Raw genomic sequence first — 24,596 nt, forward strand, 5'->3', positions numbered from 1 at the left:
AGGCACCGCGGGGCGGCTTTCTTTTCGGCGCCGGCACCACCTGAGGTGGGGCTCCGGCGCACCGAACCGTTTCAGGAGGTCTGACAAGGACCCATGGAGAAGATTCCGATGACGGCGGGCGGCTTTGTCGCCCTCGAGCAAGAGTTGAAGCAGCGTCAGCAGGTGGAGCGTCCGCGCATCATCAATGCCATCTCGGAGGCGCGCGCCCATGGCGACCTGTCCGAGAACGCGGAATATCACGCCGCCAAGGAGCAGCAGTCGCTGAACGAGGGCCGCATCGCCGAGCTGGAGGACAAGATCTCCCGCGCCGAGGTGATCGACGTCTCGAAACTCTCCGGCGACATCGTCAAGTTCGGCGCCACGGTGACGCTGGTGGACGAGGACACCGAGGAAGAGAAGGTCTGGCAGATCGTCGGCGACAGCGAAGCCGACGCCAAGGCCGGCCGCATCTCCATCTCTTCGCCAGTGGCCCGCGCGCTCATCGGCAAGAAGAAGGGCGCCTCAGTGGAGGTCGTCACCCCCAAGGGCGCCCGCTCGTTCGAGATCGCGGACGTGCGCTGGGCCTGAGCGGGGTTGGGAGTTTCGCGCCGCCCTCGTGCCTCGGCCGACTGGAGCGGAGCGGAAGGAGAGCCGTGGCCCAGCGCAACATGTCGCCGAAGGCGGCTTTATTCCGCGGCCTGGGGGCAATTGCCGGCTTCGCCGACCTTTCCCCTGGACCCCGGATCGGCGCTCCACCTGCGGTGGAGCTTGTCCGGGGAGCGGCGGAGATTCCTCACGCCTTCGGCAATCCGGCTTCCAGCGGCACGATCGGCGCGTCCTTGGACTGCTTGAGGGTGAGGGCCGTCTTCACGTTGCGCACGTTGGGCGCGGCGGTGATGTCCAGAACGAAGGTCTGGAAGGTGCGAAGGTCCGGCGCCACGCACAGCATCAGGAAATCCACGTCGCCCGAGAGCATCCAGGCGCTGCGTACCAGCGGCCAGCCGGCGATGCGCTCCTGGAAGGCATCAAGGTCGACTTCCGCCTGGCTGATGAGATGCACCATGGCGAAGGCCATGAGGTCATAGCCGAGCCGCTTCTCGTCCAGCAGCGCGCGGTAGCCCTCGATGATGCCTTCCTCCTCCAGCGCGCGCACGCGCCTGAGGCAGGGCGGGGCGGAGATGCCGACGCGCCGGGATAATTCCACATTGGTCATGCGACCGTCCCGCTGCAGCTCGTCGAGGATTTTCCAGTCGACAGCATCGAGGCGAACGGTCAAGGCACGGCTCCTTGGGGGCAAGGCTTGGGGCAGGGTGAGGCGCCGCCGCCGGCGCGGCGGACAGGGGCATTACGTCCGCGCACCTTAGTCTCCGTATGCGGCAACGCAACGAAATAATATTGCGTCGGTTGCGCTGCGAAGGGACAGAAGCTGCCGCCTTGTGGGCGGGGGAGGGAGCCCCTACATTCGGGCATAGCTCACGCTGCGGCCATCGGGCGGCCTGCCACACGGCCCGTTCCTTCTCTTGTCGCGGTTTCCAGCCTTTCGAGCTTCTGGTTTTCGAGGACGTCATGACCACCCACAGCGCCAAGGTCGTCATCATCGGGTCGGGTCCGGCCGGCTATACCGCGGCCATCTATGCGGCCCGCGCAATGCTGGAGCCGGTCCTGTTCGAGGGCATCCAGCCCGGCGGCCAGCTCACCATCACCACGGATGTGGAGAATTATCCCGGCTTCGCCGATCCCATCCAGGGCCCCTGGCTGATGGAGCAGATGCGCGCCCAGGCCGAGCACGTGGGCACGAAGATCATCGCCGACCATGTGAACACGCTCGATCTGTCCAAGCGGCCGTTCCGCCTGGAGACCGAATCGGGCGACACGTGGCTCGCCGACGTGGTGATCCTCGCCACCGGCGCCCAGGCGCGCTGGCTCGGCCTCGAATCGGAGGCGGCGTTCCGCGGCTTCGGCGTCTCGGCCTGCGCCACCTGCGACGGCTTCTTCTATCGCGGCAAGGAAGTCGTGGTGGTGGGCGGCGGCAACACGGCGGTGGAAGAGGCGCTGTTCCTCACCAATTTCGCCTCCAAGGTCACGCTGGTGCACCGCCGCGATGCGTTCCGCGCCGAGCGCATCCTGCAGGATCGCCTGTTCGCCAATCCCAAGGTGAGCGTGGTGTGGCATTCCGAGGTGGCCGACGTGGTGGGCGAGAGCGGCGACATCTCCAAGGTCACCGGCGCGCGCCTGCGCGACGTTCGGACCGGAGCCCTCACCGAGCTGCCCGCTGACGGCATATTCATCGCCATCGGTCATGCGCCTGCCACAGAGCTGGTCAAAGACCAGTTGAAGCTCAAAGAGAGCGGATACGTGTGGACTGCGCCGGATTCGACGGCAACGTCGGTGCCGGGCGTGTTCGCGGCCGGCGATGTGGCCGATGATGTCTATCGCCAGGCGGTCACGGCCGCCGGGCGGGGCTGCATGGCGGCGCTGGAGGCGGAGCGGTTCCTCGCCCACCACAGCGTGGCGCAGGCGGCGGAGTAGATCACCCGGGCGCGGCAGCCGCCCGGCACGGATCTAAATGGGTTCAAGGAAGGCCGCGGGGCTGGGGAGCCCGCGGCTTCTCCCGAGACAAGCGAAAAACAGCACCACCTCGCCGGCCGGACGCCGGTGATGCTCAAGGGGCTCGGGCCGGATGGATTGGGACAAGCTGAAGGTCTTCCACGTCGCCGCGGAGGCGGGCTCCTTTACCCATGCCGGCGAGACGCTGGGGCTCTCCCAGTCGGCGGTGAGCCGGCAGGTCTCGGCGCTGGAGGCGGAACTGAAGGTTCCGCTGTTCCACCGCCACGCCCGCGGCCTCATCCTCACCGAGCAGGGCGAGCTGCTCTACCGCACCGCCCATGAGGTGTTCCTCAAGCTGGAATCGGCGCGCGCCCAGCTCACCGACAGCCGCGAGAAGCCCAACGGCGACCTGCGCGTCACCACCACCATGGGCCTCGGCACCCACTGGCTCACCGCGCGGGTGGGCGAGTTCGTGGAGCTGTTCCCGGACATCCGCATCCAGCTCATCCTCACCGACGAGGAGCTGGACCTTGCCATGCGCGAGGCGGATGTCGCCATCCGCATGCGCCAGCCGGTGCAGCCGGACCTGGTGCAGCGCAAGCTCTTCACCGTGCATTTCCACGCCTATGCCTCGGCCGACTATCTCAAGCGGCATGGCCATCCGCGCACGCTGGACGAGCTGGACAAGCACCGCATCCTGCTGCTCGGCGGGCCGATCCCCTCCTATTTCCAGGGGCTGAACTGGCTGGAGCATGCCGGTCGCGACGGCTCCACCCCGCGCATTCCCGCCTTCGAGGTCAACAATGTGCTTGGCCTCAAGCGGGCGGTGGAGCGGGGCGTGGGCATCGGCACCCTGCCGGACTATCTCTCGGACGATTCGACCTCGCTGGTGCAGCTCTTCACCGATCGCGAAACGCCCAAGCTGGAGGCATACTTCACATATGCTCAGGAAATGCGCTCGGTGGCCCGGATTCAGGTCTTCCGCGACTTCCTGATTTCCAAGGCGCAGCGCTGGAATTACTGATTTATGACGTTCGATGGTGTCTTGGTAGGGCGGGCATTGCCTAGCCAAGCGCTGGGCACATGCCTGATATGCGGTCAGTATACATTGCATTCTGCCTATTCAGGGAGCATCTTTCCCTTGCGCTGATTGCACCTTGTGCGGTGCATCAGCTGTTCCCCTCTGGAAGGTTCGCTGCTCTGCAGCGATACTTGCCGGGTCCCCTCCAGGACCCGGCATTTTTCTTTTGGGCGGTTCATTTTTGAGGGTGCCGCAGCGGCTCTTTTCCCCCAATGTCGGTTGCCGGCCTCAAGGCCGGGGCAACTGGACCGGGGTGTGTCATGGCACTTCTCAAGCGTGGGCTCGCGGGCGAGCCGGTGAAGATCCTTCAGGCCAAGCTCGGGGTGACTGCGGACGGCCAGTTCGGCCCCGGCACCGAGGCGGCCCTCAAGGCCTACCAGACCCAGCACGGCCTTTCGGCGGACGGCATCGCCGGCCCGGACACCTTCACGGCGCTCGGCCTGCCGGAGCTGGTGCTGCTCACCGTGGGCACCAACGGCGAGGCGGTGAAGAAGCTGCAGACGGCGCTGGGCATTCCCGCCGACGGCGCCTTCGGCCCCGCCACCGCCAAGGCGGTGAAGGAGTTCCAGGAAAAGAACGGGCTGGACGCGGACGGCATGGCCGGCCCCGACACCCTCGCCAAGCTCCCGGCCTTCGCCGGCGTGTTCTCGCCGGAGGCGGTGGCCAAGTCCCAGACCGCGCCGGGCACCATTTCCATCGATGCCAAGCCCGCCGAGGCCGGCGCCACCGCCGCACCGAAGAAGAGCATCTGGCAGACCATCACCTCCTTCTTCTCCTGATCTGCGGAGAAGACGCGCGGGGAACAGGGGCAGGTCCCGGGCGTTGGCCCGGGATGAACCTTGCCCCTCTCCACCAGATGCGCTCCGGCGTTGAATCCCATACGGCCGCCCCCATGGGCGGCCGGTCCTCCTCTTCAGGCTTGGCCGCCCTCGCGGGCGGCCCGTTCCCCCCGACCGAGCCCGGCCGTCCGCCGGAGCCGCCCATCCTGCCGCCGGACCCGGTGGAGGACCCGCCGGATTTTCCCGAGCCCGGCCCGGACCTGCCCCCGCTTCCCGAGGGCGATCCCTCCCGCGAACCGCGCCGCGATCCCGACCCGGAGCCGCCGCCGCTGAGCGATCCCGTCGATCTGCCGGAGCCGCCGGCGCGCATGGCGTGAGGCCCGCTCTGGCGGGTGTCCGCGGCGGGGCTTATGCTTGGGCCTCACCACCCGACGCGAACGCGACATGCTCAGAGCCCTGATGGATCGACTGGTGAAGCCCGCCGCCCAAGCCCTCACACTCACCCTCACCATTGCCGGCCTGCCACTCGCCGCGGATGCGCGGACCGATCGGCCGGACCTGTTCGTGGACGTGGCGGGCGTGGTGCCGGACGCGGTGTTCGACGTGCGCTATTTCTCCACCGACAATTTCGTCGGCACGCGGGTGGACGGCTATGGCGCCGCCCGCTGCTTCCTCACCCGCCCGGCCGCCGAGGCGCTGGCGAAGGTGGCGGCGGAGGCGAGGAAGAAGGGCCTCGGTCTGCGCATCTTCGATTGCTACCGTCCGGCCCGCGCCGTCGCCCATTTCGCCCGCTGGGCCAGCGACCTCGCGGACGAGAAGACCAAGCCCACCTATTATCCCGATGTCGCCAAGAAGGACCTGTTCGCGGAGGGCTACATCGCCGCCCGCTCCGGCCATTCGCGCGGCTCGACGCTGGACCTGACCCTGTTCGATCTCTCGACGCGGCGCGACCTCGACATGGGCACGCCTTTCGATTTGTTCAGCCCACGCTCCTGGCCCGATTCCCCCACCGCCACCGCCGCCCAGCGCGCCAACCGCCGGCTGCTCGCGGGCCTCATGGCGCAGAACGGCTTCAAGCCGTTCGACAAGGAATGGTGGCACTTCACCCTGAAGGACGAGCCCTTTCCGGACACCTATTTCGATTTCCCCATCGAGTAGGGGCGGGGGAGCGAGTCAAACGGTCGTCATGCCCGGCCTTGTGCCGGGCATCCACGTCAGGCCGACGGGATGATGGCCGACGACGGATACCCGGCCGGTCCACGTGGATGGCCGGGACAAGCCCGGCCATGACGGCGGTTCGTGACCCGTCGAGGGCCGGCAGGGTGAGCGCCAAAGGGCGGGCCATGACCGCCGCGGCGTCCACCCCCCTCAGTGCGACGCGATCTCCTCCACCTTCAGTCGGCGGCCGAGGGTGTCGAAGAAATCGCCTTCGTTCAGCACCAGCCGGTTCTCGCGGATGCGCTGTTCCAGCGCGCGCAGGCGGCCGCGCGCCTCGGCGTTTTCCAGGGGACCCGTGTCCTCCACCTGCGCGAAGAAGGCGGCGCCGTCCCACGCCTGCCGGGAGCCGGCGAACAGGGCGATCATGCCGGCCCAGTCCACCTCGTCGCCGATGATGTTGAGGAAGGTGGAGGCGAGCGGCTTCACCTCCGGCTCGGCGATGCGCACCAGCACCACCAGCGCGGTGAAGCCGCCGTGGTCGGCGAAGGTGGCGGCGAGCCAGTCGTCGAAATCGGTGGCCATCGGCGTTCAGAAGTCCACGAGGGGCGTGTCGGGAAGATAGTGCTCGAACAGGTACCAGAAGGCGCTCTGCCTCGTCGTGGCATACCAGTCCTCGAAGGCCGCGAGGGCCGCAAGGGCGGCCTCGGGCGCCGCCTCGCTCTCCATCTCGAACAGCGCCACGGCGACCGGGGCAAAGCGCGCGAGCACCTCGGCGCGGGCCTCGCTGTCGTCGGACCAGCCGAGGCGGGCGCGCAGCAGGGCCTGTCCGGCGGCAACCGCCATCTCGGCATCGCCGATGCCGTCGAGGGCGGCGGCCAGCGACCGCATCAGGTCCGCCCGGCGCCAGGCATGGGCGCGCTCCCGCGCCAGTTCCTCGGCGCGGCGGGCGGCCTCGGCGCGATAGGCCGTCTCCGCCACATCGGCCGCGACCTTCGCGGCGTCGAGGCGCGCCAGCACGACGGCGCGGGCGCCGATGCGGGCCGCAGCGGCAGGATCGGGCGCGGCTTCGGGGGCCGGGGCGGGGAGGTCGGTCTCGGGGCTCATCGTCCCTTCCCGTAGCTGCGGGGGCGCGCCTCGGGCGCGGGGGGCTTCGGATTTGGCGCAGTGGAATTTGGCGCGAGAGGATTTGGCGGAAGAGAGTGGGAGTCGAACCCACCAAGGACCGGCTCGCGGCCCCTCCCGGATTTGAAGTCCGGACGCCCCACCAGGGACGCTTCTCTTCCCCGCGACGGCGCCGCCGCGGTCGTCTCCGGCGCATCGTCCGCCGCTCCGGCGAACAGGTCCAGCCGGAAGGGATTGATGCGCCTCAGATCGCCGCGACGCAAGGTGAGGCCGTGGCGGTCGAAGAATTCGAGGATCTGGATCGCCACCTTGCGCCCGTTGGCGACCTCGTCGCGGAAGGCGGCGGCGGTGAACTCGTCCTTCATGCGTTCGCCGGAGAGGCGGGTGATGATCTCCACCATCTCCGACACCACCGGGCGCAGGAAGAAGTGGTCGTGGGCCACCTCGTCCACCCGGCCCATGCGTCCGAGCAGCTTCATCAGGCGGCGCACCTCCGGCTCGGGCACGGCGAGGAGGCCGGCCATGTCGCGCACGCGGGGCGGGCGGAAGCGCTCCTCGCCCGTGAGCAGCGGCCTGATGCGCGCCCACAGCGCCTCGTCGGCGGCGGCGAGCTTCACCGAGAAGTCGGCCCGGCGCACCCAGGCGCCCTCCTGCCGGATGGTGCCGGCGGGCAAGGCGGCGAGCGCGGCGAGGAAGGCGGCGGCCGGCAGACGTGTCTCCAGCATCATGCGCAGCCGCTCGCGGCCGAGGCCGGGCAGGTCCGGGTTCTCCGCATGGAAGGCGTCGAGCGCGGCCATCACGCTGGTGGAGAAGGTGGAAAGCGTCGCCTGCGTCAGCGCCAGCGTGGTGGGGCCTGCGGCGAGGCGGGCGAGATCGAGCCGCTGCGCCAGCGCTTCCATTTCCTCAGTCGAGAGCGCCCGGTCGCGGCCGAAAGCGTCGAGATCGACGAAATGCGGCGGCACGGCGAGGAGCGCGGCCAAAGCCTCGGCCGGATCGCGGTGCGCCAGCGCATCGAGCTGGGCGATGCGCTCGGGCGTGCGGCGCTTGCGGCGCGGGCCGCGCAGATCAAGGAAGCGGCCGCCGCCAATGGTGCGCTGGGCGGAGGTGTCGCGGATGACGAAGCGGTCGCCCGCCGCCGCCGCGATGGGCGCCTCCAGCACCAATTGCACCTTGCCGGTGCCGCCGGGGGGGATGGCATCGCCGAGCAGCACGAGGCGCGCCCCCACCTCCCGCGCGGCATGGTGCAGGCGCACCGGCAGCCACTGGGCGATGGGCCGGGGCTCGCTGGCCAGTACCTTCAGCTCGGCGTCGATATGGTCGGCCGGGGCGTGCAGGGCAGGGTCCAGCACCACGTCGCCGCGGGAAATGGCGTCCTTGGAGATGGCCTCGCCGGCGAGGTTGATGCCGCAGCGGTCGCCGGCGACGCCGGTCTCGGAGACCCGATCCTGCGCGCGGATGGAGCGCACGCGGGCGGAGAGGCCGGAGGGGCTCACCGTCACCCGGTCGCCCGCCTTCACCGCGCCGGACAGCACCGTGCCCGTCACCACCGTTCCGGCGCCGGACAGGGTGAAGCTGCGGTCCACGGCGAGGCGGAAGCGCCCGCCGCCCGCCCGCCGGCCGAGGCTCCGCGCGGCGTCCACCAGCATCTCGCGCAGCGCATCCACCCCGTCGCCCCGCGCCGCCGCCACGGGCAGGATGGGCGCGCCGGCCAAGCCGGTGGGGGCGAGGAGGGCGGCGATCTCCGCTTTCACCGCCGCGAGGCGGTCGGCATCGGCAAGGTCAGCTTTGGTGAGGGCGACCACGCCCTTGTCGATGCCCAGCAGGTCCAGAATGGCGAGATGCTCGCGGGTCTGCGGCATCACGCCATCGTCGGCGGCCACCACCAGCAGCGCGAAATCGATGCCCCCCGCGCCGGAGAGCATGGTGTGCACGAACTTCTCATGCCCGGGCACATCCACGAACCCCAGCACGTCTTCGCCCACCGGGAGATAGGCGAAGCCGAGGTCGATGGAGATGCCGCGGGCCTTCTCTTCCTTCAGGCGGTCGGTATCGACACCGGTGAGCGCACGCACCAGCGTGGTCTTGCCATGGTCGATATGTCCGGCCGTCCCGATGATCACCTAGGGTAGCTCTCCCAGCGGAATGGCAGCGCGGCGCTGGGCGGCGGCGGCTTCTTCCGGGCTCAGCGTGGCGCTGACCGCGTCGAAGAAGCGGTCGGCGAGGGCGCTGTGGCCGGCCCGGGCGCGCAGCAGCCAGGCGAAGGCGGCGATCTTGTCGTGGGGCACGCCGGCACCGAGATGATAGGCGGCGCCGAGCATGGCCTGCCCGTCCGCGTCGCCCGCCTCGGCGCCCTTGCGCCACCAGCGCGCGGCCTCCACCGGATCGCGATCCGTGCCGAGCGCATTGTGGGCGATCATGCCGAGGCGCGTCATGGAGGAGCCGACGCCCTGCTCGGCCGCGGCCAGCGCCCAGCGGCGGGCCTCGGTGGTGTCGGGCGGCATCACCTCGCCCTCCAGCAGCATCCAGCTCAGCATGTCCTGCGCGGGGGCGTCGCCGTCCTCGGCTGCGGCGCGGTAGAGCTCGGCGGCGCGGGCATAGTCCTGCGCCACGCCCTGGCCCTTGAAATAGAGCGTCGCGAGGTTGCGCCGGCCCACCGGATCGCCGCCCTCGGCGGCCAGCTCCAGCCAGCGGCGGGCGAGGTCGAGATCCTGATCGACGCCGAGGCCGTCCACGAAGCAGGCGCCGATATTGTTCTGGGCGCGGGCATTGCCGGCGCGGGCCAGCGGCTCCCAGATGTTGAGCGCGGTCTCGTACTGGCCGGCGGTGGCCGCCGTCAGCGCCTCGGCCATGAGCTCCTCGGGGGAGCGGGTGTCGGCCACCGGCTCTTCCGGCGCCTCCTCGGTGAAGGCGGGCTCGGTGTAGGAGACCGCGGCATAGCTCGCCTCGGCGACGTAGGTCTCGACGAAATCGGGCGCCGCGACCTCGGGTGCCGCGACATGCGGCGCAGGTTCGGGCGCGGGGGCCTCGACGGCGGGTGCGTCCGACGTGCTGGGCGCGCGGGCGAACACGATCTCCTCGAAATTCAGCTCCACCGCCGGGGCTTCCGGCTCGCGCGCGGGCGGCTCGTGGGCGACCGGCTCCGGCTCGGAGACGGGGGCAAAGGGGTTGTCCTCGCGCATGCGCTCGCCGAGGCGGGGTCGGCGCGGCGCGGGGGCGACGGGATGTTCCTCGGCCGCGGGGCGCGTGGGGGCAAGGCCGCTGGCGATGTCGCCGAGCAGCGCGTCGAGGTCCACCTCGGCCTCGCTCACCGGGCGGCGCTCGCTGGCGCGCTGCAGGCGGGGCATGGGCGGATGCACATGGGGCGGCCGGGGCGGCGCGCGATCCTGCGGCGCATCGGTCGGCGCTTCCGGCTCGTCCGGTCCCCCGCCCTTGCCCTTCAGTCGGTCAAGCCAGCTCATGTGCCCCCTCCAAAGCGGTCACGGACGCGACAAGCGCCGCTTCGTCATCTAGGCACCTCACATCCAGCACCAGCGCCTGATCGTCAATCCGTCCGATCACCGGAACCGGCAACCGGCGCATGGCATCGGCCAACCGGCCGATGGCGCCGCCGCTGCCGTCGCGGGCGCGGATGGCGAGGCCCACGCCCTCCAGCGTCTCCAGCGGCAGCGCCCCGGAGCCGATCTGGCTGCGGCACGGCACGCTCTCTACGGTGAAACGAGCACCAAGGATGCGCTGGAGATGCGGCGCCAGTCGGGCAGCTTGGGCGGCGAGATCCTCGCGCGACCGGGTGAGGTAACGAAGTGTGGGAAGGCGCGCGGCGAGGCGATCGGGGTCGCGGTAGAGCCGCAGGGTCGCCTCGATGGCGGCGAGGCGCACCTTGTCCACGCGCAGCGCCCGCTTCATGGGATTCTTGTTGATGCGGGCGATGAGATCGCGCCGCCCCACGATGAAGCCGGCCTGCGGCCCGCCGAGCAGCTTGTCGCCGGAGAAGGTCACGATATCCGCGCCCTCCGCCAGCGCCTCCCGCACGGTGGGCTCATGCACGAGGCCGTAGCGGGAGAGGTCGGCCAGCGTGCCGGAGCCGAGGTCGTTGACGAGGGGCACGCCGCCGGCACGGGCGATCTCGGCGAGGTCGCGGGGCGGCACCTCGGCGGTGAAGCCCTCGATGCGGTAATTGGATGTGTGGACCTTCAGGATCACCCCGGTCTCGGGCGCGATGGCGTCGCGATAGTCGCGCGGATGGGTGCGGTTGGTGGTGCCCACTTCAGCGAGTTCCGCGCCGGCCCGGCGCATGATCTCGGGCATGCGGAAGGCGCCGCCGATCTCGATCAGCTCGCCGCGCGAGACCAGCGCCGGCTTTCCCGGCGAGAGGGTGTTGAGCACGATGAGCACGGCGGCGGCGTTGTTGTTCACCAGCGTCACGTCCTCGGCGCCGGTGAGTTCGCAGATGAGGCCGCGCACATGGTCGTCGCGCTCGCCGCGGCGGCCGCCGTCGAGGTCGTATTCCAGCGACACGGCATTGCGCATGGCGCGGGTGGCGGCCTCGATGGCTTCTTCCGCGAAGATGGCGCGGCCGAGATTGGTGTGCAGCACGGTGCCGGTGAGGTTGAACACCGGCTTCAGGCTGGGGGCGGCGGCGACATCGAGGCGGGTGAGGGCGGCGGCGGCGATCTCCTCGGGCGTCGCGGGGGCGCCGGCACCGGCCTTGAGCGCGGCGCGGCGCTCGTCGAGGGCGTCGCGCACCGCCTGCGTCGCCGCCTGCCGGCCATGGCGCTCCACGGCGGCGCGGGCGGCCTCCGCCTTCAGCACCTGATCCACGGAGGGAAGCAGGCGCAAGGGCGGGGCGGGGGAGAGGGCCGCCGGTGCGTTCGCCATCTCGCCGCCCTCAATAGCCGAGGAGGAAGGGGTTGAAGGCGGCGCGCCGATACGGGCCATCCTTCTGCTTGATGTCGAGGGCGAGGCTCGCCACGTCGTCGGCCACCGGATCGAGGCCGTCATCCTGGGTGAGGTAGAACACCTTGGAATAAGCGTGGCAGGTGTCGCAGGTCTCGGCCTTCACCGCGCCGTTGCCGCCCTCCATTTCCTGATAGCCGATGCCGGCAGTGGAGCCGCACGCGGTGCAGCGCACCCGCACATAGTTCCAGAGCGTGCCGCACAGGGCGCAGGCGCAATAGCGGGCGCCGTGGGAGGTGGGCCAGTTGACGATGAGGCTGCCCACCGGCGGCCCGCCGCAGGTGGGGCACACGCCGTCGCCCACCGGAACGAGCCTAGCGGCATCGAGCTGGGACGCGAGGCGGGCGAAATGGGCTTCCAGCGCCGCCGCCACATAGAGGTGCTCGGCCAGCGCCTCCTCGGGGATGGAGGAGGCGAGCACGTTGCGGATCATCTCGCCGCGCGCCACGTCGGAGGCCATGCGCACCCGCTCCAGCGCAGTGCGGGCGGCCTCGGGCTGCTCGATCTTGGTCGCTTCCGCCAGCGCCCGCTCGAACAGGGTGTCGAAGGCGGCGTCGGTGGTGAAATGGCTGCGGTCGAGGGGCGGCATCTCGTTGGCGCGGGCGCGCTCGACCTGCGCCGCCTCCACCGGCTCGGGCGCGGGCGTCGCGGCGATGGCGGCGTGCTGCGCTTCGCTGAGCCCGGCGAGGAAGGTGAGATAGGGGGCGAGGGGATTGTTCTGCGCCAGATGCCGGAACCGCGCCGCGCGCCGCGCGAACAGGGTCGAGGGGTCCGGCAGATAGGCGAAGGTCGGCGCCGTCACGCCCTCCAGCACGGAGGGATCGGGAATCGGGGGCGCCGAACTGGGGCCGAAGGTACGCGACATGATGACCTCACGAACCTCACGGGTCACGTGCACCGGACATGAACCTCCCGGTCGCACGCGGCGGCCGGGAGGCCATTATAGGGAAAAGGCCTACTCCGCGGGAGTCCCGCGGGTCCCCGACTTGCGGGAGCTGACCAGCTCGCGGAACCACTTCCTGTGGTGCCGCCACGCCCAGCCGCCCGTTACCTGCCCCCGGGTCATGGCGCTGATGGTGCCCTTGACCCAGATGGCAGCGTATACGTGGACGATCCACACGCAGATGATCGCCACCGCCGCCAGCGCATGCACCAGAAGCGCGATGCGCTGCTGCTCGATGGTGGTGTAGGAGGCGAAATAGGCCTGCCAGATCACCACGCCCGAGGTGATGAGCACCATGATGAGTAGGCTCATGCCCCAGAACACCATCTTCTGCCCGGCATTGTACTTGCCGAGTTCCGGCAGCTTCTCCTCATGGCCGGCGATGACGTCGCGGATGCGGCGCATCCAGGTGCCGTCCTCGCTCTTCCACAGGTTGGCCTTCCAGAAGCGCAGGAACATGCCGGCGAAGGAGAAGAAGAGCACGACGCCGATCCAGGGATGGATGGTGCGCGTCATCTGCCCGCCGCCGAACAGGCCGGTGAGGAAATAGAGGCTGGGATGGAACAAGGCGAGGCCCGAAATCGCCAGCAGGATCAGGCTGATGGCCGTCACCCAGTGGTTGATGCGGGCGCCCACCGTGTAGCGGTCCACCTGCACGGGGCGACCCGGATGAACCGCGTCGCCCGTTTCCAGATCGTAGGGTGCGCTCATGAGCGACCTCCGGACGACAGCTTTTCAGCCGCCAGCTTCTCGGCGTTCGCCTCGTCTTCCGGCGACACCTTGTTGGCGCCGTTGACGAGGTAGTGCAGCGCGCCGGCGAGGGCGGCGAAGCCCATGACGCCGAGGCCCACATATTTGGTCACGCCCTTCCACGCCTCGACGATGGGGCTGATGCGCGGATTGTCCGGCAGGCCCGCATAGATCGAGGGCTTGTCGGCGTGCTGCAGCACGTACATGACGTGCGTGCCGCCCACGCCGGGCGGATCATACAGGCCCGCATTCTTGTAGCCGCGGGACTTCAGATCCTTGATGCGGCCCTCGGCCCACTGCTTCATCTGCGTCTTGGTGCCGAAGACGATGGCCTGGGTGGGGCATGCCTTCTGGCAGGCGGGACCCTGGCCGACCGCCACGCGGTCCGAGCACAACGTGCACTTGTAGGCCTTGTGATCGACCTGCGAGATGCGCGGGATGTTGAAGGGGCAGCCCTTCACGCAATAGCCGCAGCCGATGCACTTGGCGTGGTCGAAGTCCACGATGCCGTTGGAATACTGCACGATGGCGCCGGGCGCCGGGCAGGCCTTCAGGCAGCCCGGATCGGCGCAATGCATGCAGCCGTCCTTGCGGATGAGCCATTCGAGATTGTCGGTCTCGGGGTTCACCCATTCGGTGAAGCGCATGAGCGTGAGCGACGCCGGCGTGAGGTCCGGCGGGTTGGTATAGGTGCCGTTGAAGGTGCCGATCTCCTCATGGAGCTCGTTCCATTCGAGGCACGCCGCCTGGCAGGCCTTGCAGCCGATGCACTTCGACACGTCGATGAGCTTGGCCACCGGCTCCTTGAACTCGACCTGCGAGGGGGAACCGGAGGCCGAGCGGCGGACGAGGTCCGCATCGCTCAGCTTGGGCGCCACGGGGGCGGTGGTGGGGTTCGGAATCGGAGGAAACATGCTGGTTCTCCTTTTCCTTACGCCACCGGCCCGGTGGAGGGCTCGATGTTGACTAGGAACGCCTTGAACTCCGGCGTCTCGATGTTCGCGTCACCCACGAAGGGGGTCAGCACGTTGGCCGGGAAGCCCTTCTTGGCGGCACCGACGAAGCCCCAGTGGATGGGGATGCCGACGATGTGCACGGGCTTGCCATCCACCATCAGCGGACGGATGCGCTTGGTCACGTAGGCCTTGGCGAAGACGGAGCCCCGCTTCGACCACACGCGGACCCAGCCGGCGTTCTGGATCGACTTCTCCTTCGCCAGTTGCTCGGAGATCTCCACGAAGAACTCGGGCTGGAGCACAGAATTCACGTGGTTGTTCTTCGTCCAGTAATGGAAGTGCTCGGTGAGCCGGTAGGAGGTCGCCGCATAGGGGAACTCCTTCGACGCCACGTCCGCGAACTGGGCGAAGTCGTCCTTGAACACGCGCGCCACCGGGTTGCCCCGCACCTTGGGGGCGATCAGGTTGGCGACCGGGCTCTCGAACGGTTCGTAATGCACCGGGAACGGTCCGTCCCGCATCATGCCCCGCGTGAACAGGCGCGAGACGCCTTCCGGGTTCATGATGAAGGGGCCGACATCCTGCGGCTTGGCGGTGGGGGCGATGTCGGGCACGTCGTAGCCCGTCCACTTGGCCCCGTCCCACCAGATCAGCTTGCGGGTGTCGTCCCACGGCTTGCCGTCGATGTTGCACGACGCGCGGTTGTAGATGATGCGGCGGTTCGCCGGCCAGGCGAACGACCACTTCAGATACGCGCCGGTGTCGTCGGGATCGGAATTGTCCCGGCGCGCCATCATGTTGCCCGCCTCGGTGTAGCAGCCGGAATAGATCCAGCAGCCCGCCGCGGTGGAGCCGTCGTCGCGCAGCACGCCGAATGTCGGCACCTGCTTGCCCGCCTCAAGGACCTTCTTGGTGGGGTCGTTGGGGTCGAGCACGTCCGAGACCACGTAGCCGTTGAGCTCTTTCGCGAGCTCGTCGGGCGAGGGCTCGTGCGGGTCCTTGTAGTTCCACGTCAGGTTGACGATCGGATCGGGGAACGCGCCGCCGTCCTTCTTGTACATCTCCTTCAGGCGCAGATGGAGCTGCGCCATGATGTAGATGTCCGTCTTCGCCTCGCCCGGAGGGGTGCCGGCGGCCCAGTGCCATTGCAGCCAGCGGCCGGAATTCACCAGCGAGCCGTTGTCCTCGGCGAAGCAGGTGGTGGGCAGCTGGATGACTTCCGTCTGGATCTTCGACGGATCGGCCTGGTTGTAGACGCCGTGGTTCTCCCAGAAGCGCGCGGTCTCGGTCTCCAGCGGATCCATGATCACGAGGAGCTTGAGCTTGCCGAGCGCCTCCGCGAGCTTGGCCTTGTTGGGGAAGGCCTGCAGCGGGTTGAAGCCCTGGCAGAAGTAGATGTTCATCTTCCCCTGCTTCATCAGCTCGAACGCGCGCAGGATGTCGTAAGACGGCACGTCGAGCTTCGGCAGGTAGTCGTAGGCCCAGTTGTTGTCCGCCGTCGCCGACGCACCCCACATGGCCTTCTGGAACGACACGAAGAACTTCTTGTAGTTCTGCCAGTAGCTCATCTGGTTGGGACGCAACGGCTTGAAACCGCGCGTCGACATGTAGGCGTTGAAGTCCGGCTCCTTCTCCGTCGGGATCGTGAGATAGCCCGGGATCAGGTTGGACATCAGGCCGATGTCGGTGAGGCCCTGGATGTTGGAATGCCCGCGCAGGGCGTTCATGCCGCCGCCGCGCACGCCGATATTGCCCAGGAGCAGCTGGATCATCGCCATGCAGCGGATGTTCTGCGAGCCCTTGGAATGCTGGGTCCAGCCGAGCGCGTACATGGAGGTCATCGTCTTGGTGGGCGACGAACACTCCGCCATCATCGACGCCACCTTCAGGAACTTGTCCTTGGGCGTGCCCGTGATGCGCTCGACCATCTCCGGCGTGTAGACGGAGACGTGCTGCTTCAGAAGGTTGAAGACGCAGCGGGGATGCTGGAGGGTCGCGTCCACGACCGCATAGCCGTCGGGGCCGATCTCGTAGTCCCAGGTGGAGCGGTTGTAGTCCCGCTTCATCTCGTCATAGCCCGTGAACAGGCCGTCCTGGTACCCGAAACCTTCCTTGACGATGTAGCCGACGTTGGTGAACGCCTTCACATAGTCCCACTGAATCTTGTCGTTCTGGATCAGGTAGTTGATGACGCCCAGCAGGAAGGCGATGTCGGTGCCTTGCCGGATCGGGGCGTAATAGTCCGCTACCGCGGCCGAGCGCGTGAAGCGCGGGTCCACGACAACGAGCTTGGCGCCACGGGTGGCCTTCGCCTCCGTGACCCACTTAAATCCGCACGGGTGCGCTTCGGCGGCATTGCCGCCCATGATGACGACCAGATCCGTGTTCTTGATATCGGTCCACGAATTGGTCATCGCGCCACGGCCAAAAGTTGGGCCCAAACTGGACACCGTGGGGCCGTGTCAGACGCGCGCCTGATTGTCGAAAGTCAGAATTCCGGTTGAGCGCACCACCTTGTAGGTGGCGAACGCGGTTTCATTGGTGGTGGCGGAGGCGGCGAGGAAGCCGGTGGTGAGCCAGCGGTTCACCGTCACGCCGTCCTGGTTCTTGGCGATGAAGTTGGCGTCGCGGTCCGCCTTCATGGCCTTGGCGATCTTGTCGAGCGCCTCGCCCCAGGAAATCTTCTCGAACTTGTCGGAGCCCGCGCGCCGGATCATGGGCTGCTTGAGGCGCTGCTCGGACTTCACGATGTCGAGCAGGGCCGCGCCCTTCGGGCAGAGCGTGCCGCGATTGGTGGGGTGGTCGGTGTCACCCTCGATATGGGTGATGTCCGCCTTCTCGCCCTTGGCAAGATTGCCCTTGGAGAAGATGAGGATGCCGCAGGCCACCGAGCAGTAGGTGCAGGTGTTGCGCACCTCGGTGGTGTTGACGAGGCGGAACGGCTTGATGGTGGAGGCCAGGGCCTCCTCGATGGGACCGAATCCCAACGCGCCCAACGTCGTTCCCGCCACGCCCGCGCCCGCCGTTTTCAAAAACTGGCGCCGCGAGAGCTCCATGTTCATCGAAGGAAGCCTCCGACCTTTCGTGCCCCGACCGGGGACGGTTTCGGACGGCCACGGGGCCGCTCCGGGAGCTGGATCACCCAGCGTGAGCGGACGGTATTTTGGAACTGGAATGATGTCAATTTGGGTCGGCGCAACTCCGCGTGTTTGAACGAAAATCGCCTTCTTGTCGCATGTTGCGATGCGGCACGCCGGCGGTTGCCAGTTGCCTCTAATGACGCAACGGAAGGCGGTTTTGCGGCGCGGCCTGATTGTGCGCTGCCGAAGCATGGCCGACATCACGGAAAGGAGCGTTGACCGCGCTTGCAACCCTGACGCAGAGTGCCCGCGTGAAGGTCGGTTTGGCTCCCGCGGGTCGGGGCGCACACTCTATCCAGCCGGATACAACATATCCCGGACCGCAGCGTCGCTCGCGGGGCCGCGGGAGCGTATCCGCGCGTCTAGGGATGGTCGGGTCTCTGCCTGTGCGCGACGTCTCGGGCGCGGTGGCGCTCGCCCTCGTGCTCGCGGCTGGACCGGTCCTCGCCGCGCCCGCCCTCGCGGAGGCGGAGCGCGCTACGCCGGGCCTCCTCTCGGCGGTCGAAGGCCACCCGCCTGCCCCCGCGCTCTCGCTCGGCGCCCTCGACGGCGCGCCGGTGGCTCTTGCCGCGGGCGATCCTCCGACCATCGTCCACTTCTTCGCCACCTGGTGCGCGCCCTGCCGCACCGAGCTTCCGGCCCTCGCCGATTTCGTCCGCTTGAGCGGCGTCCGGGTGCTGCTGGTGGATGTGGCCGAGCCCGCCGACCGCATCCGCCGCTTCTTCGCCGAGGGGACGGCCGGCGCCGCGCCCGGTCCCGTCCTCCTCGACCAGAACCGCGCGGCGGCGCGGGGGTGGGGCGTCAGCCTGCTGCCGGCGAGCTTCGTGGTGATCTCGGGCCGTCTCGTTCTCGCCCGCGAGGGTGAGGTGGATTGGGCCGATCCTGAAACCCGCGCCGCGATCCGCGTCGCGGCGCCGCCCCCGCAAAAAAACCAACCAAAAGAAGCCCAGGGAGAACAGACCCGATGACCACCCGTCGCGACTTTCTGAAAGCCGGCGCCCTCGCAGGCGTCTCCGCCGGTGCCGCCGCGCTGCTGCACCGCGCCGCCTTCGCGCAGGCCGCCGCGCAGACCACCCCCGCGGCGCGCGTGTTCGCCCCCACGGTGGGCAACTGGCGCAGCTTCCAGATCACCACCACGGTCGAGATCCTGAAGCCGGCCGGCACCGTGCAGGCCTGGCTGCCGGTGGCCTCCTTCAGCAATCCGGACTGGTTCAAGCCTGGCGAGAACACCTGGACCACCAACGCCAAGACCGCGAAGATGGTGCGCGACGCCCGCTCCGGTGCCGACATGCTGCACCTCGCCTGGGCCGAGGGCGAGCCGGCGCCGAAGGTGGAGCTGGTCAGCCGCGCCACCAGCCGCGATTTCGCCGTGGACCTGACCAAGCCCGGCAAGCCCGCCCCGCTCACCGCCGAGGAGCGCCGCCGCAACACCGCCGCCACGGACCTCATCCCCACCGACGGCATCGTCAAGGCGACCTCCGACAAGATCGTCGCCGGCAAGGCGTCCGAGCTGGAGAAGGTCCACGCCATCTTCGAGTGGATCGTCGAGAACACCTATCGCAACGCCGCCACCCGCGGCTGCGGCATCGGCGATATCGCGGCGCTGCTGAAGAGCGGCGATCTCGGCGGCAAGTGCGCCGACCTCAACGCCTTGTTCGTCGGCCTCGTGCGGGCGCAGGGCATTGCGGCGCGCGATGTCTACGGCCTGCGCGTGGTGCCCTCGCGCTTCGGCTACAAGAGCCTCGGCGCCAATTCCGAGATCGTCACCAAGGCGCAGCACTGCCGGGCCGAGGTGTTCCTCTCCGACTTCGGCTGGACCCCCATGGACCCCGCCGACGTGCGCAAGGTGGTGCTGGAGGAGCCCCCGGGCAAGCTTGCGCTCGACGACCCCAAGGTGGTCGCTGCGCGCAAGGCGCTGTTTGGTTCGTGGGAGGGCAACTGGTTCGCCTACAACACGGCGCACGATGTGGCGCTGCCCGGCTTCGACGGGCCGCACCTCGGCTTCCTGATGTATCCGCAGGCGGTCAGCGCCGGCAGCCTGCTCGACTGCCTCGATCCGGACAATTTCAAATATACCATTCGCGCCGCTGAAATCGCGGTGTGATCCAGACGCCGGTCAGGGCGTGATCCTCGCCGTGGTGGCGCTCAGCGTCGCCCGGCGAGGACATTCTTTCCAAACATGTCCCTGCGCGGCGTGATCGGCCGCGCGGCTGCTCCCTTCATGGAACCCGCGCCATGCTCGATGTGCCCAACCCGCCCGTCCGCCTCACCAGCCTCGCCCATGGCGGCGGCTGCGGTTGCAAGCTCGCGCCCTCGGTGCTGCAGGAGCTGCTGGCGGGGCAGGCGAGCGGCGGGCCGTTCGAGCGGCTGCTGGTGGGCACCGAGACGGGGGACGACGCGGCCGCCTACGATCTCGACGGCGAGACCGCCATCATCGCCACCACGGACTTCTTTATGCCCATGGTGGACGACCCCGACCATTTCGGCCGCATCGCCGCGACCAACGCCATTTCGGATGTCTACGCCATGGGCGGCGAGCCGCTGATGGCCCTCGCCATCCTCGGCATGCCTTTGGGCAAGATCGACACCGCGACCGTGCGCGCCATCCTCGCGGGCGGGCAGGCCATTTGCGCCGAGGCGGGCATTCCGGTGGCGGGCGGCCATTCCATCGATTGCCCGGAGCCGGTCTACGGCCTCGCCGTCATCGGCCGGGCGCCCAAGGCGCGGCTGCGGCGCAATTCCACAGCGCGGGCGGGGGATGCGCTGATCCTCACCAAGGCGCTGGGCGTCGGTGTCTATTCCGCCGCCTTCAAGAAGGAGGCGCTCTCCGCCGCCGCCTATGACGAGATGATCGCCTCCGTGACCAAGCTGAACCGCGTGGGCGCCGCGCTCGGCAAGGAGGCGGCGGTGAGCGCCATGACCGACGTGACCGGCTTCGGCATTCTCGGCCACGGGCTGGAGATGGCGCGCGGCTCGGGCGCGACGCTGGTCATCGAGCGCGCCGCGCTGCCCTGGCTGTCGGACGCGGAAACGCTGGTGCAGCAGGGCTTCGTCACCGGCGCCTCGCACCGCAACTGGGCGAGCTACGGCGCCGAGGTGGATCTGCCCGGAGGCACACCCGACTGGCAGCGCCACCTCTTCACCGACCCCCAGACCTCCGGCGGCCTGCTCGTCGCCTGTGCGCCCGAGGAGGCCGACCGTCTGCTGGCCGACATCCGCGCGGCGGGCTATCCGGCGGTGGTACGCATCGGCCGCGTGGAGGCCGGGCCGGGGCGGGTGCGCATCGCCGGCTGAGGCGACAAGCGGGGGCGCTGGCGGGACGCCGGCGCAGGAATCAAGGAACCATGCGGCGTGGCAGGTCGTTCTCCCGGCGAAAGGAGAACGGACATGCCCTTCACCGACGCCTTGAACATCTATTCGACGGCGCCCCGGCGCCCGTCTCCCGTGGTGCTGCCTTCGCCCAACGTGGCCCGCATCTACGCAACCGCCATCGCCGGCGGCATCATGTTTCTTCTCGCGTCCGGCGTGCCTGCGCCGGCCTCGGCCCAGAGTGCGACGCCGCCGGCCCAGACCGGCGCCTGCGAGGAGCCGCCCCACACCGCCGCGACGCCCCCCGCGCGCGGTGCCGATTCCGGCACCAAGCCGGGCAGCGAGGGGTCCACGGGCTGGACCGGCGGCACCGGCGGCTCCCACACTGGCCTCACGCCCCAAGCGGGTACGCCGGCCTCGCCCACCCGCCAGCCGGACACGGTCTCGGGCGTCAATCCGAAGCCGGAGACGCAGGGCAAGTGCTAGGGGGCGCGCGTGCTGCGCGTCCAGCGGATGACGCCAAGGTCGTAGCCGAGCTGGTGGCGCACCACGGCTGCGTCCGCGTCTGACGCATCGCCCGTGCGTGCCTCCACCCGCCGGACGAGTTCCTCCGCCGGCACGTCGAGCCAGAGTCCGGAGAACGGCACGCCGGCCTCCCGAGCGACGCTTTCGATGGCGTCGCGCTCCTCGGGGCGGGCATGCACGGCATCCACGATCACCGTGTAGTCGCTGGCGAGGACGCGGCGCGCCAGTGTCCGCAGCCGCTCATAGACGCGCGGGCTTACCTCGGCCGCATAGGCTTCCGGGGGCAGCTTTTCCGTTTCCGCTACCTTGAAGAGGCGCTTGCGCTCGATATCCGAGCGCAGCACGACCGCGCCGGGCGCCCGCGTGCCGAGCCCGGGGGCCATCTTGGCCGCCCATGTGCTCTTGCCGCTGCCGGACAGTCCGCCCACCGCCCAGAGCGTGGGCCGGGAGGGGGCAGCCGTCGCCACCGCCCCATCACCGAACGGGACCGGTCCGGGCTGCGGGGTGCCGAGGAGGGCAATGGTCTGCCGGAAGAAATGGGCGACCCGCGCCTGCGCCTGAGCCCGCTGTTCCCCCTCCAGATGCGCCAGCCCCGCCGCCTCCACCTTCGCCCGGATTCCGGCGCGCAGGCTGAGGAAGAGCGGCAGCGCCGCGAGCCCGTCGAGCTGCGCGTCGTCGCTGGCCCAGAGATAGCGGTTGAAGATCGCGTTGGCGGCGTCGCGCAGGCCCCTCTGCCACAGGTCCATGAGCAGGAAGGCGAGGTCGTAGAGGACATCGCAGGTGGCGATGGCGTCGTTGAACTCGATGGCGTCGAACAGCACCGGTTTGCCATCGAGGAGCACGATGTTGCGCAGGTGCATGTCGCCATGGCAGCGGCGCACGAAGCCCGCTCCGGCACGGTCCGCCAGCAGCGGCCGCACGCGCGCCAGCGCCGCGCGCGAGACTTCGGCGAGCCGCGCCACATCCTCCGCCGGGAACAGGTCCGGCCGGGCGGCAAATTCGGCGATGGTGTCTTCGAGATAGGTGGAGAGCGCGCCGGCGCTGTCGAAGCCCCCGCGCTCGGGCGCGGCGGCGTGGGCGTTTACCACCATGGCCGCGACGGCCTTGACCAGATCGGGCGTGAGGTCGCCGCGTTCGGCGATGCGATCGAGGGTGAGATCGGTGTCGAAGCGGCGCATCTTCACCGCATACTCCACCGCCTCGCCGTCGCCGCCGAGCGCGAGGCCATGGGGCGTGCGCACGATGGGCACCACGCCGAGATAGAGGCCGGGGGCGCCCGCGCCCGATATCTCCACCTCGGCGGCGCAGGCGGCGCGGCGCTTCTCCAGCGTGGAGAAATCCATGAAGGGGAAATAGACCGCGCGCTTCACCTTGTAGGCGAACGGCCCGGCGAGGAAGACGGCGGCGCCGTGGGTGTCGATGCGGACGACCTTCTCCGCAAGCCCATGGGTCGCGGGATCGGCGAGGAGGGCGAAAACGGCGCCCTGATCGGCGACCACATGGTCGCCGGCGCTCTTTTGGGGCGGTTGCGCAGGTGCTGTCATGGGGGCCTCGCACTGCACTCCCCTCTCCCCTTGCGGGAGAGGGGCCGGGGGTGAGGGGTGAGGGCTGAAGGGCGGGGGGGCTTGGCGGCCGCGTCCACAGCCCCCCTCATCCGTCACGCGGCTTTGCCGCGCGCCACCTTCTCCCGCGAGGGGAGAAGGGTAAAGCCCGCCTGCTCCCCTACGGCGTGATGGCCACCTTGAGGACGCCGTCGCGCTGGTTGGCGAAGAGGTCGTAGGCGGCCTCGATCTCGTCCAGCTTGAAGCGGTGGGTGACGAGGGCGCGGGCGTCCACGCGGCCGGAGGCGACCACGTCCATCAGCCGGCGCATGCGCTCCTTCCCGCCCGGGCAGAGCGAGGTGATGATGGCATTGTCGCCGAGGCCCGCCGCGAAGGCATCGAGCGGGATCTTCAGGTCGCCCGAATAGACGCCGAGGGAGGAAAGCGTGCCGCCGGGGCGAAGCACCCGGAGTGCCGCCTCGAACGTCTCCTGCCGGCCGAGCGCCTCGATGGCCACGTCCACGCCGCGCCCGTCGGTGAGGCGCAGGATTTCCTCCACCGGATCGACCTTGGAGAAGTCCACCACGAGGTCGGCGCCCATGGCGCGGGACATCTCCAGCCGCGCGGCGACGCGATCCACCGCGATGATGCGCGTCGCGCCCATGAGCTTGGCGCCCGCCGTCGCGCACAGGCCGATGGGGCCTTGCGCGAACACGGCCACCGTGTCGCCGATCTTCACCTTGCCGCTCTCGGCACCGGCAAAGCCGGTGGACATGATGTCCGGGCACATGAGGACCTGTTCGTCGGACAGCGCCTCCGGCACCGCGGACAGATTGGTCATGGCGTCGGGCACGACGAGATATTCCGCCTGCGCGCCGTCGATGGTGTTGCCGAAGCGCCAGCCGCCCATGGCCTTGAAGCCGTGCTTGGTGCGCGGGCCGTCCTGCGAGCACTGGCCGCACAGGCAGGCGTTGGAATAGCCCGAGGGGGTGATGGCACCGGCGATGACGCGCTGGCCTTCCTCGAAGCCCTCCACCGCCGAACCGAGCTTCTCGATGATGCCCACCGGCTCGTGGCCGATGGTGAGGCCCTTCTGCACCGGATACTCACCCTTCAGGATGTGCACGTCGGTGCCGCAGATGGTGGTGGTGGTGATGCGGATGAGCGCGTCGAGCGGGCCGACATCCGGGATGGGCTTTTCATCCAGCACGATGCGGTTCTTCTCGACGAAGATGGCCGCCTTCATCTTCGAGCGGCCGGGGCGCTGGCGTTCCACATAGGCGGCGGGGGAGAGCATATCCGTCATGGCGTTCCTGCCTTTCCGTCGGGCCGCGAGCACGGCTGCCTTGCGGTACGTTGATATTGGTCCGGTGGCGGCGGGGCATTGATGCCCGTCAACGCGGGCGCGGCTTCGGGACCGGAGCCGCGCAGTGTAGACTGGAAGAAGCGGCCCTTTTCGGGCCGGCCGATCATTTCAGCCGGGGATTTTCATGACCGAAGACAGCGAGGCGGCGCAGATCGCGCCTCAGGCCATTGCGCGCTGGACAGGGCTGCCGGAGGACGCGCCGCTGCGCATCTCGCTCACGCGGGCCGATCTCGACAATCTGCTGCTCGGCCTGCGCACGCTCGCCATCGGCCAGAGCGAGCTGGCGGCGGCGCTGGTGGCGCATATCAACCAGGACCCCGGCGAATGCCACGAGGCGGTGCTGCGGGCGGGAGACCTCTCCCGCGCCGCCTTCGGCCGCATCAACGGCTTCGCCGGCGCCATCATGGCCGGCGCCGTGCCGGAGGGATGAGCCCGCGCGGCCCAAGC

At 69.2% G+C, this 24,596-nt stretch carries 22 protein-coding genes, 1 tRNA gene and 1 pseudogene; 11 read left to right on the forward strand and 13 right to left on the reverse strand.

Features of this window, described 5'->3' with window-relative positions; genetic code table 11:
- The first annotated feature begins 93 nt into the window (after nt 1-93).
- Nucleotides 94-567, forward strand: a complete 474-nt coding sequence (greA, locus tag EJ105_RS19665) for a transcription elongation factor GreA (RefSeq protein ID WP_029557132.1) — start codon at nt 94-96, stop codon at nt 565-567.
- 205 nt (nt 568-772) lie between these two features.
- On the opposite strand, the gene EJ105_RS19670 is transcribed toward greA, so the two are convergent.
- Nucleotides 773-1,255 carry an Lrp/AsnC family transcriptional regulator gene (locus tag EJ105_RS19670; protein WP_029557133.1) on the reverse strand — a complete coding sequence of 161 codons (483 nt, stop codon included), beginning with the start codon at nt 1,253-1,255 and terminating at the stop codon, nt 773-775.
- A gap of 290 nt (nt 1,256-1,545) precedes the next feature.
- On the opposite strand from EJ105_RS19670, the gene trxB reads away from it, so the two are divergent.
- From trxB to EJ105_RS19700, 5 genes are all read left to right on the forward strand, one after another.
- The gene (gene trxB, locus EJ105_RS19675) at nt 1,546-2,508 is read left to right on the forward strand and encodes a thioredoxin-disulfide reductase (protein ID WP_250167684.1); all 963 of its coding nucleotides are present in this window, start codon (nt 1,546-1,548) and stop codon (nt 2,506-2,508) included.
- Nucleotides 2,509-2,659: 151 nt separating this feature from the next.
- Nucleotides 2,660-3,550 carry a LysR family transcriptional regulator gene (locus EJ105_RS19680; protein ID WP_024277513.1) on the forward strand — a complete coding sequence of 297 codons (891 nt, stop codon included), beginning with the start codon at nt 2,660-2,662 and terminating at the stop codon, nt 3,548-3,550.
- A gap of 317 nt (nt 3,551-3,867) precedes the next feature.
- Complete coding sequence (locus tag EJ105_RS27855; protein ID WP_284145543.1) at nt 3,868-4,386, forward strand: peptidoglycan-binding domain-containing protein; 519 nt, start codon at nt 3,868-3,870, stop codon at nt 4,384-4,386.
- 53 nt (nt 4,387-4,439) lie between these two features.
- Entirely contained in the window at nt 4,440-4,763 is a 324-nt protein-coding gene (locus EJ105_RS19695; protein ID WP_250167685.1) for a hypothetical protein, read from the forward strand.
- A 67-nt stretch (nt 4,764-4,830) separates the two neighbouring features.
- On the forward strand, nt 4,831-5,544 hold the full coding sequence (locus tag EJ105_RS19700) for a M15 family metallopeptidase (protein ID WP_250167686.1): 714 nt from the start codon (nt 4,831-4,833) through the stop codon (nt 5,542-5,544).
- Nucleotides 5,545-5,754: 210 nt separating this feature from the next.
- On the opposite strand, the gene EJ105_RS19705 is transcribed toward EJ105_RS19700, so the two are convergent.
- The 10 genes and pseudogenes from EJ105_RS19705 to fdnG all read right to left on the reverse strand — a co-directional run bounded on the left by EJ105_RS19705 (nt 5,755) and on the right by fdnG (nt 17,330).
- A complete protein-coding gene (locus EJ105_RS19705) occupies nt 5,755-6,126 on the reverse strand; it encodes a hypothetical protein (RefSeq protein WP_029557137.1) in 372 nt (123 codons plus the stop codon).
- A gap of 6 nt (nt 6,127-6,132) precedes the next feature.
- Entirely contained in the window at nt 6,133-6,648 is a 516-nt protein-coding gene (locus EJ105_RS19710; RefSeq protein ID WP_250167687.1) for a hypothetical protein, read from the reverse strand.
- 83 nt (nt 6,649-6,731) lie between these two features.
- Nucleotides 6,732-6,827 (reverse strand) — tRNA-Sec (locus EJ105_RS19715).
- A gap of 135 nt (nt 6,828-6,962) precedes the next feature.
- Nucleotides 6,963-8,786: pseudogene (selB, locus tag EJ105_RS19720) on the reverse strand (selenocysteine-specific translation elongation factor); the annotation flags it as partial.
- The gene (locus EJ105_RS19725; RefSeq protein ID WP_169123859.1) at nt 8,787-9,515 is read right to left on the reverse strand and encodes a tetratricopeptide repeat protein; all 729 of its coding nucleotides are present in this window, start codon (nt 9,513-9,515) and stop codon (nt 8,787-8,789) included. It abuts the pseudogene before it with no gap.
- Nucleotides 9,516-10,110: 595 nt separating this feature from the next.
- Nucleotides 10,111-11,541, reverse strand: a complete 1,431-nt coding sequence (gene selA / locus EJ105_RS19730) for an L-seryl-tRNA(Sec) selenium transferase (protein ID WP_250167688.1) — start codon at nt 11,539-11,541, stop codon at nt 10,111-10,113.
- 10 nt (nt 11,542-11,551) lie between these two features.
- Complete coding sequence (gene fdhE, locus EJ105_RS19735; RefSeq protein WP_229645368.1) at nt 11,552-12,484, reverse strand: formate dehydrogenase accessory protein FdhE; 933 nt, start codon at nt 12,482-12,484, stop codon at nt 11,552-11,554.
- Nucleotides 12,485-12,574: 90 nt separating this feature from the next.
- Nucleotides 12,575-13,273 (reverse strand): formate dehydrogenase subunit gamma, encoded by a 699-nt coding sequence (locus EJ105_RS19740; RefSeq protein ID WP_229645369.1) that lies wholly within the window; start codon nt 13,271-13,273, stop codon nt 12,575-12,577.
- A complete protein-coding gene (fdxH, locus tag EJ105_RS19745; RefSeq protein ID WP_029557144.1) occupies nt 13,270-14,226 on the reverse strand; it encodes a formate dehydrogenase subunit beta in 957 nt (318 codons plus the stop codon). The genes EJ105_RS19740 and fdxH overlap by 4 nt, the downstream gene beginning before the upstream one ends.
- Nucleotides 14,227-14,243: 17 nt before the next feature.
- Entirely contained in the window at nt 14,244-17,330 is a 3,087-nt protein-coding gene (gene fdnG / locus EJ105_RS19750; protein WP_250167689.1) for a formate dehydrogenase-N subunit alpha, read from the reverse strand.
- Nucleotides 17,331-17,776: 446 nt separating this feature from the next.
- Between fdnG and EJ105_RS19755 the strand changes: the two genes are divergently transcribed.
- From EJ105_RS19755 to EJ105_RS19770, 4 genes are all read left to right on the forward strand, one after another.
- Complete coding sequence (locus EJ105_RS19755) at nt 17,777-18,376, forward strand: TlpA family protein disulfide reductase (RefSeq protein WP_250167690.1); 600 nt, start codon at nt 17,777-17,779, stop codon at nt 18,374-18,376.
- On the forward strand, nt 18,373-19,512 hold the full coding sequence (locus EJ105_RS19760; RefSeq protein WP_250167691.1) for a transglutaminase-like domain-containing protein: 1,140 nt from the start codon (nt 18,373-18,375) through the stop codon (nt 19,510-19,512). Before EJ105_RS19755 ends, EJ105_RS19760 begins: the two co-directional genes overlap by 4 nt.
- Before the next feature lie 131 nt (nt 19,513-19,643).
- Entirely contained in the window at nt 19,644-20,702 is a 1,059-nt protein-coding gene (gene selD / locus EJ105_RS19765) for a selenide, water dikinase SelD (RefSeq protein ID WP_250167692.1), read from the forward strand.
- A 93-nt stretch (nt 20,703-20,795) separates the two neighbouring features.
- Nucleotides 20,796-21,203 carry a hypothetical protein gene (locus EJ105_RS19770; RefSeq protein WP_250167693.1) on the forward strand — a complete coding sequence of 136 codons (408 nt, stop codon included), beginning with the start codon at nt 20,796-20,798 and terminating at the stop codon, nt 21,201-21,203.
- Here the strand turns inward: EJ105_RS19770 and EJ105_RS19775 are convergent.
- Nucleotides 21,200-22,786 (reverse strand): bifunctional aminoglycoside phosphotransferase/ATP-binding protein, encoded by a 1,587-nt coding sequence (locus EJ105_RS19775; protein ID WP_250167694.1) that lies wholly within the window; start codon nt 22,784-22,786, stop codon nt 21,200-21,202. The two genes, EJ105_RS19770 and EJ105_RS19775, sit on opposite strands and share 4 nt — an antisense overlap.
- Before the next feature lie 178 nt (nt 22,787-22,964).
- A complete protein-coding gene (locus tag EJ105_RS19780) occupies nt 22,965-24,080 on the reverse strand; it encodes an NAD(P)-dependent alcohol dehydrogenase (protein WP_250167705.1) in 1,116 nt (371 codons plus the stop codon).
- Between the two features lie 193 nt (nt 24,081-24,273).
- Between EJ105_RS19780 and EJ105_RS19785 the strand changes: the two genes are divergently transcribed.
- Nucleotides 24,274-24,579 (forward strand): hypothetical protein, encoded by a 306-nt coding sequence (locus tag EJ105_RS19785; protein WP_024277534.1) that lies wholly within the window; start codon nt 24,274-24,276, stop codon nt 24,577-24,579.
- Nucleotides 24,580-24,596 lie beyond the last annotated feature (17 nt).

The organism is Xanthobacter aminoxidans (genome assembly GCF_023571765.1).
Taxonomy (GTDB): Bacteria; Pseudomonadota; Alphaproteobacteria; order Rhizobiales; family Xanthobacteraceae; genus Xanthobacter; species Xanthobacter aminoxidans.

Coding starts and splice junctions, on each gene's coding strand:
- EJ105_RS19740 (WP_229645369.1), bottom strand. CDS start 13,273: ATGAGCGCACCCTACGATCTGGAAACGGGCGACGCGGTTCATCCGGGT.
- EJ105_RS27855 (WP_284145543.1), top strand. CDS start 3,868: ATGGCACTTCTCAAGCGTGGGCTCGCGGGCGAGCCGGTGAAGATCCTT.
- EJ105_RS19760 (WP_250167691.1), top strand. CDS start 18,373: ATGACCACCCGTCGCGACTTTCTGAAAGCCGGCGCCCTCGCAGGCGTC.
- selD (WP_250167692.1), top strand. CDS start 19,644: ATGCTCGATGTGCCCAACCCGCCCGTCCGCCTCACCAGCCTCGCCCAT.
- selA (WP_250167688.1), bottom strand. CDS start 11,541: ATGGCGAACGCACCGGCGGCCCTCTCCCCCGCCCCGCCCTTGCGCCTG.
- greA (WP_029557132.1), top strand. CDS start 94: ATGGAGAAGATTCCGATGACGGCGGGCGGCTTTGTCGCCCTCGAGCAA.
- fdhE (WP_229645368.1), bottom strand. CDS start 12,484: ATGTCGCGTACCTTCGGCCCCAGTTCGGCGCCCCCGATTCCCGATCCC.
- EJ105_RS19695 (WP_250167685.1), top strand. CDS start 4,440: ATGAACCTTGCCCCTCTCCACCAGATGCGCTCCGGCGTTGAATCCCAT.
- EJ105_RS19725 (WP_169123859.1), bottom strand. CDS start 9,515: ATGGCCGAGGCGCTGACGGCGGCCACCGCCGGCCAGTACGAGACCGCG.
- EJ105_RS19755 (WP_250167690.1), top strand. CDS start 17,777: ATGGTCGGGTCTCTGCCTGTGCGCGACGTCTCGGGCGCGGTGGCGCTC.
- EJ105_RS19700 (WP_250167686.1), top strand. CDS start 4,831: ATGCTCAGAGCCCTGATGGATCGACTGGTGAAGCCCGCCGCCCAAGCC.
- EJ105_RS19680 (WP_024277513.1), top strand. CDS start 2,660: ATGGATTGGGACAAGCTGAAGGTCTTCCACGTCGCCGCGGAGGCGGGC.
- EJ105_RS19775 (WP_250167694.1), bottom strand. CDS start 22,786: ATGACAGCACCTGCGCAACCGCCCCAAAAGAGCGCCGGCGACCATGTG.
- EJ105_RS19785 (WP_024277534.1), top strand. CDS start 24,274: ATGACCGAAGACAGCGAGGCGGCGCAGATCGCGCCTCAGGCCATTGCG.
- EJ105_RS19780 (WP_250167705.1), bottom strand. CDS start 24,080: ATGCTCTCCCCCGCCGCCTATGTGGAACGCCAGCGCCCCGGCCGCTCG.
- EJ105_RS19770 (WP_250167693.1), top strand. CDS start 20,796: ATGCCCTTCACCGACGCCTTGAACATCTATTCGACGGCGCCCCGGCGC.
- trxB (WP_250167684.1), top strand. CDS start 1,546: ATGACCACCCACAGCGCCAAGGTCGTCATCATCGGGTCGGGTCCGGCC.
- EJ105_RS19710 (WP_250167687.1), bottom strand. CDS start 6,648: ATGAGCCCCGAGACCGACCTCCCCGCCCCGGCCCCCGAAGCCGCGCCC.
- fdxH (WP_029557144.1), bottom strand. CDS start 14,226: ATGTTTCCTCCGATTCCGAACCCCACCACCGCCCCCGTGGCGCCCAAG.
- EJ105_RS19705 (WP_029557137.1), bottom strand. CDS start 6,126: ATGGCCACCGATTTCGACGACTGGCTCGCCGCCACCTTCGCCGACCAC.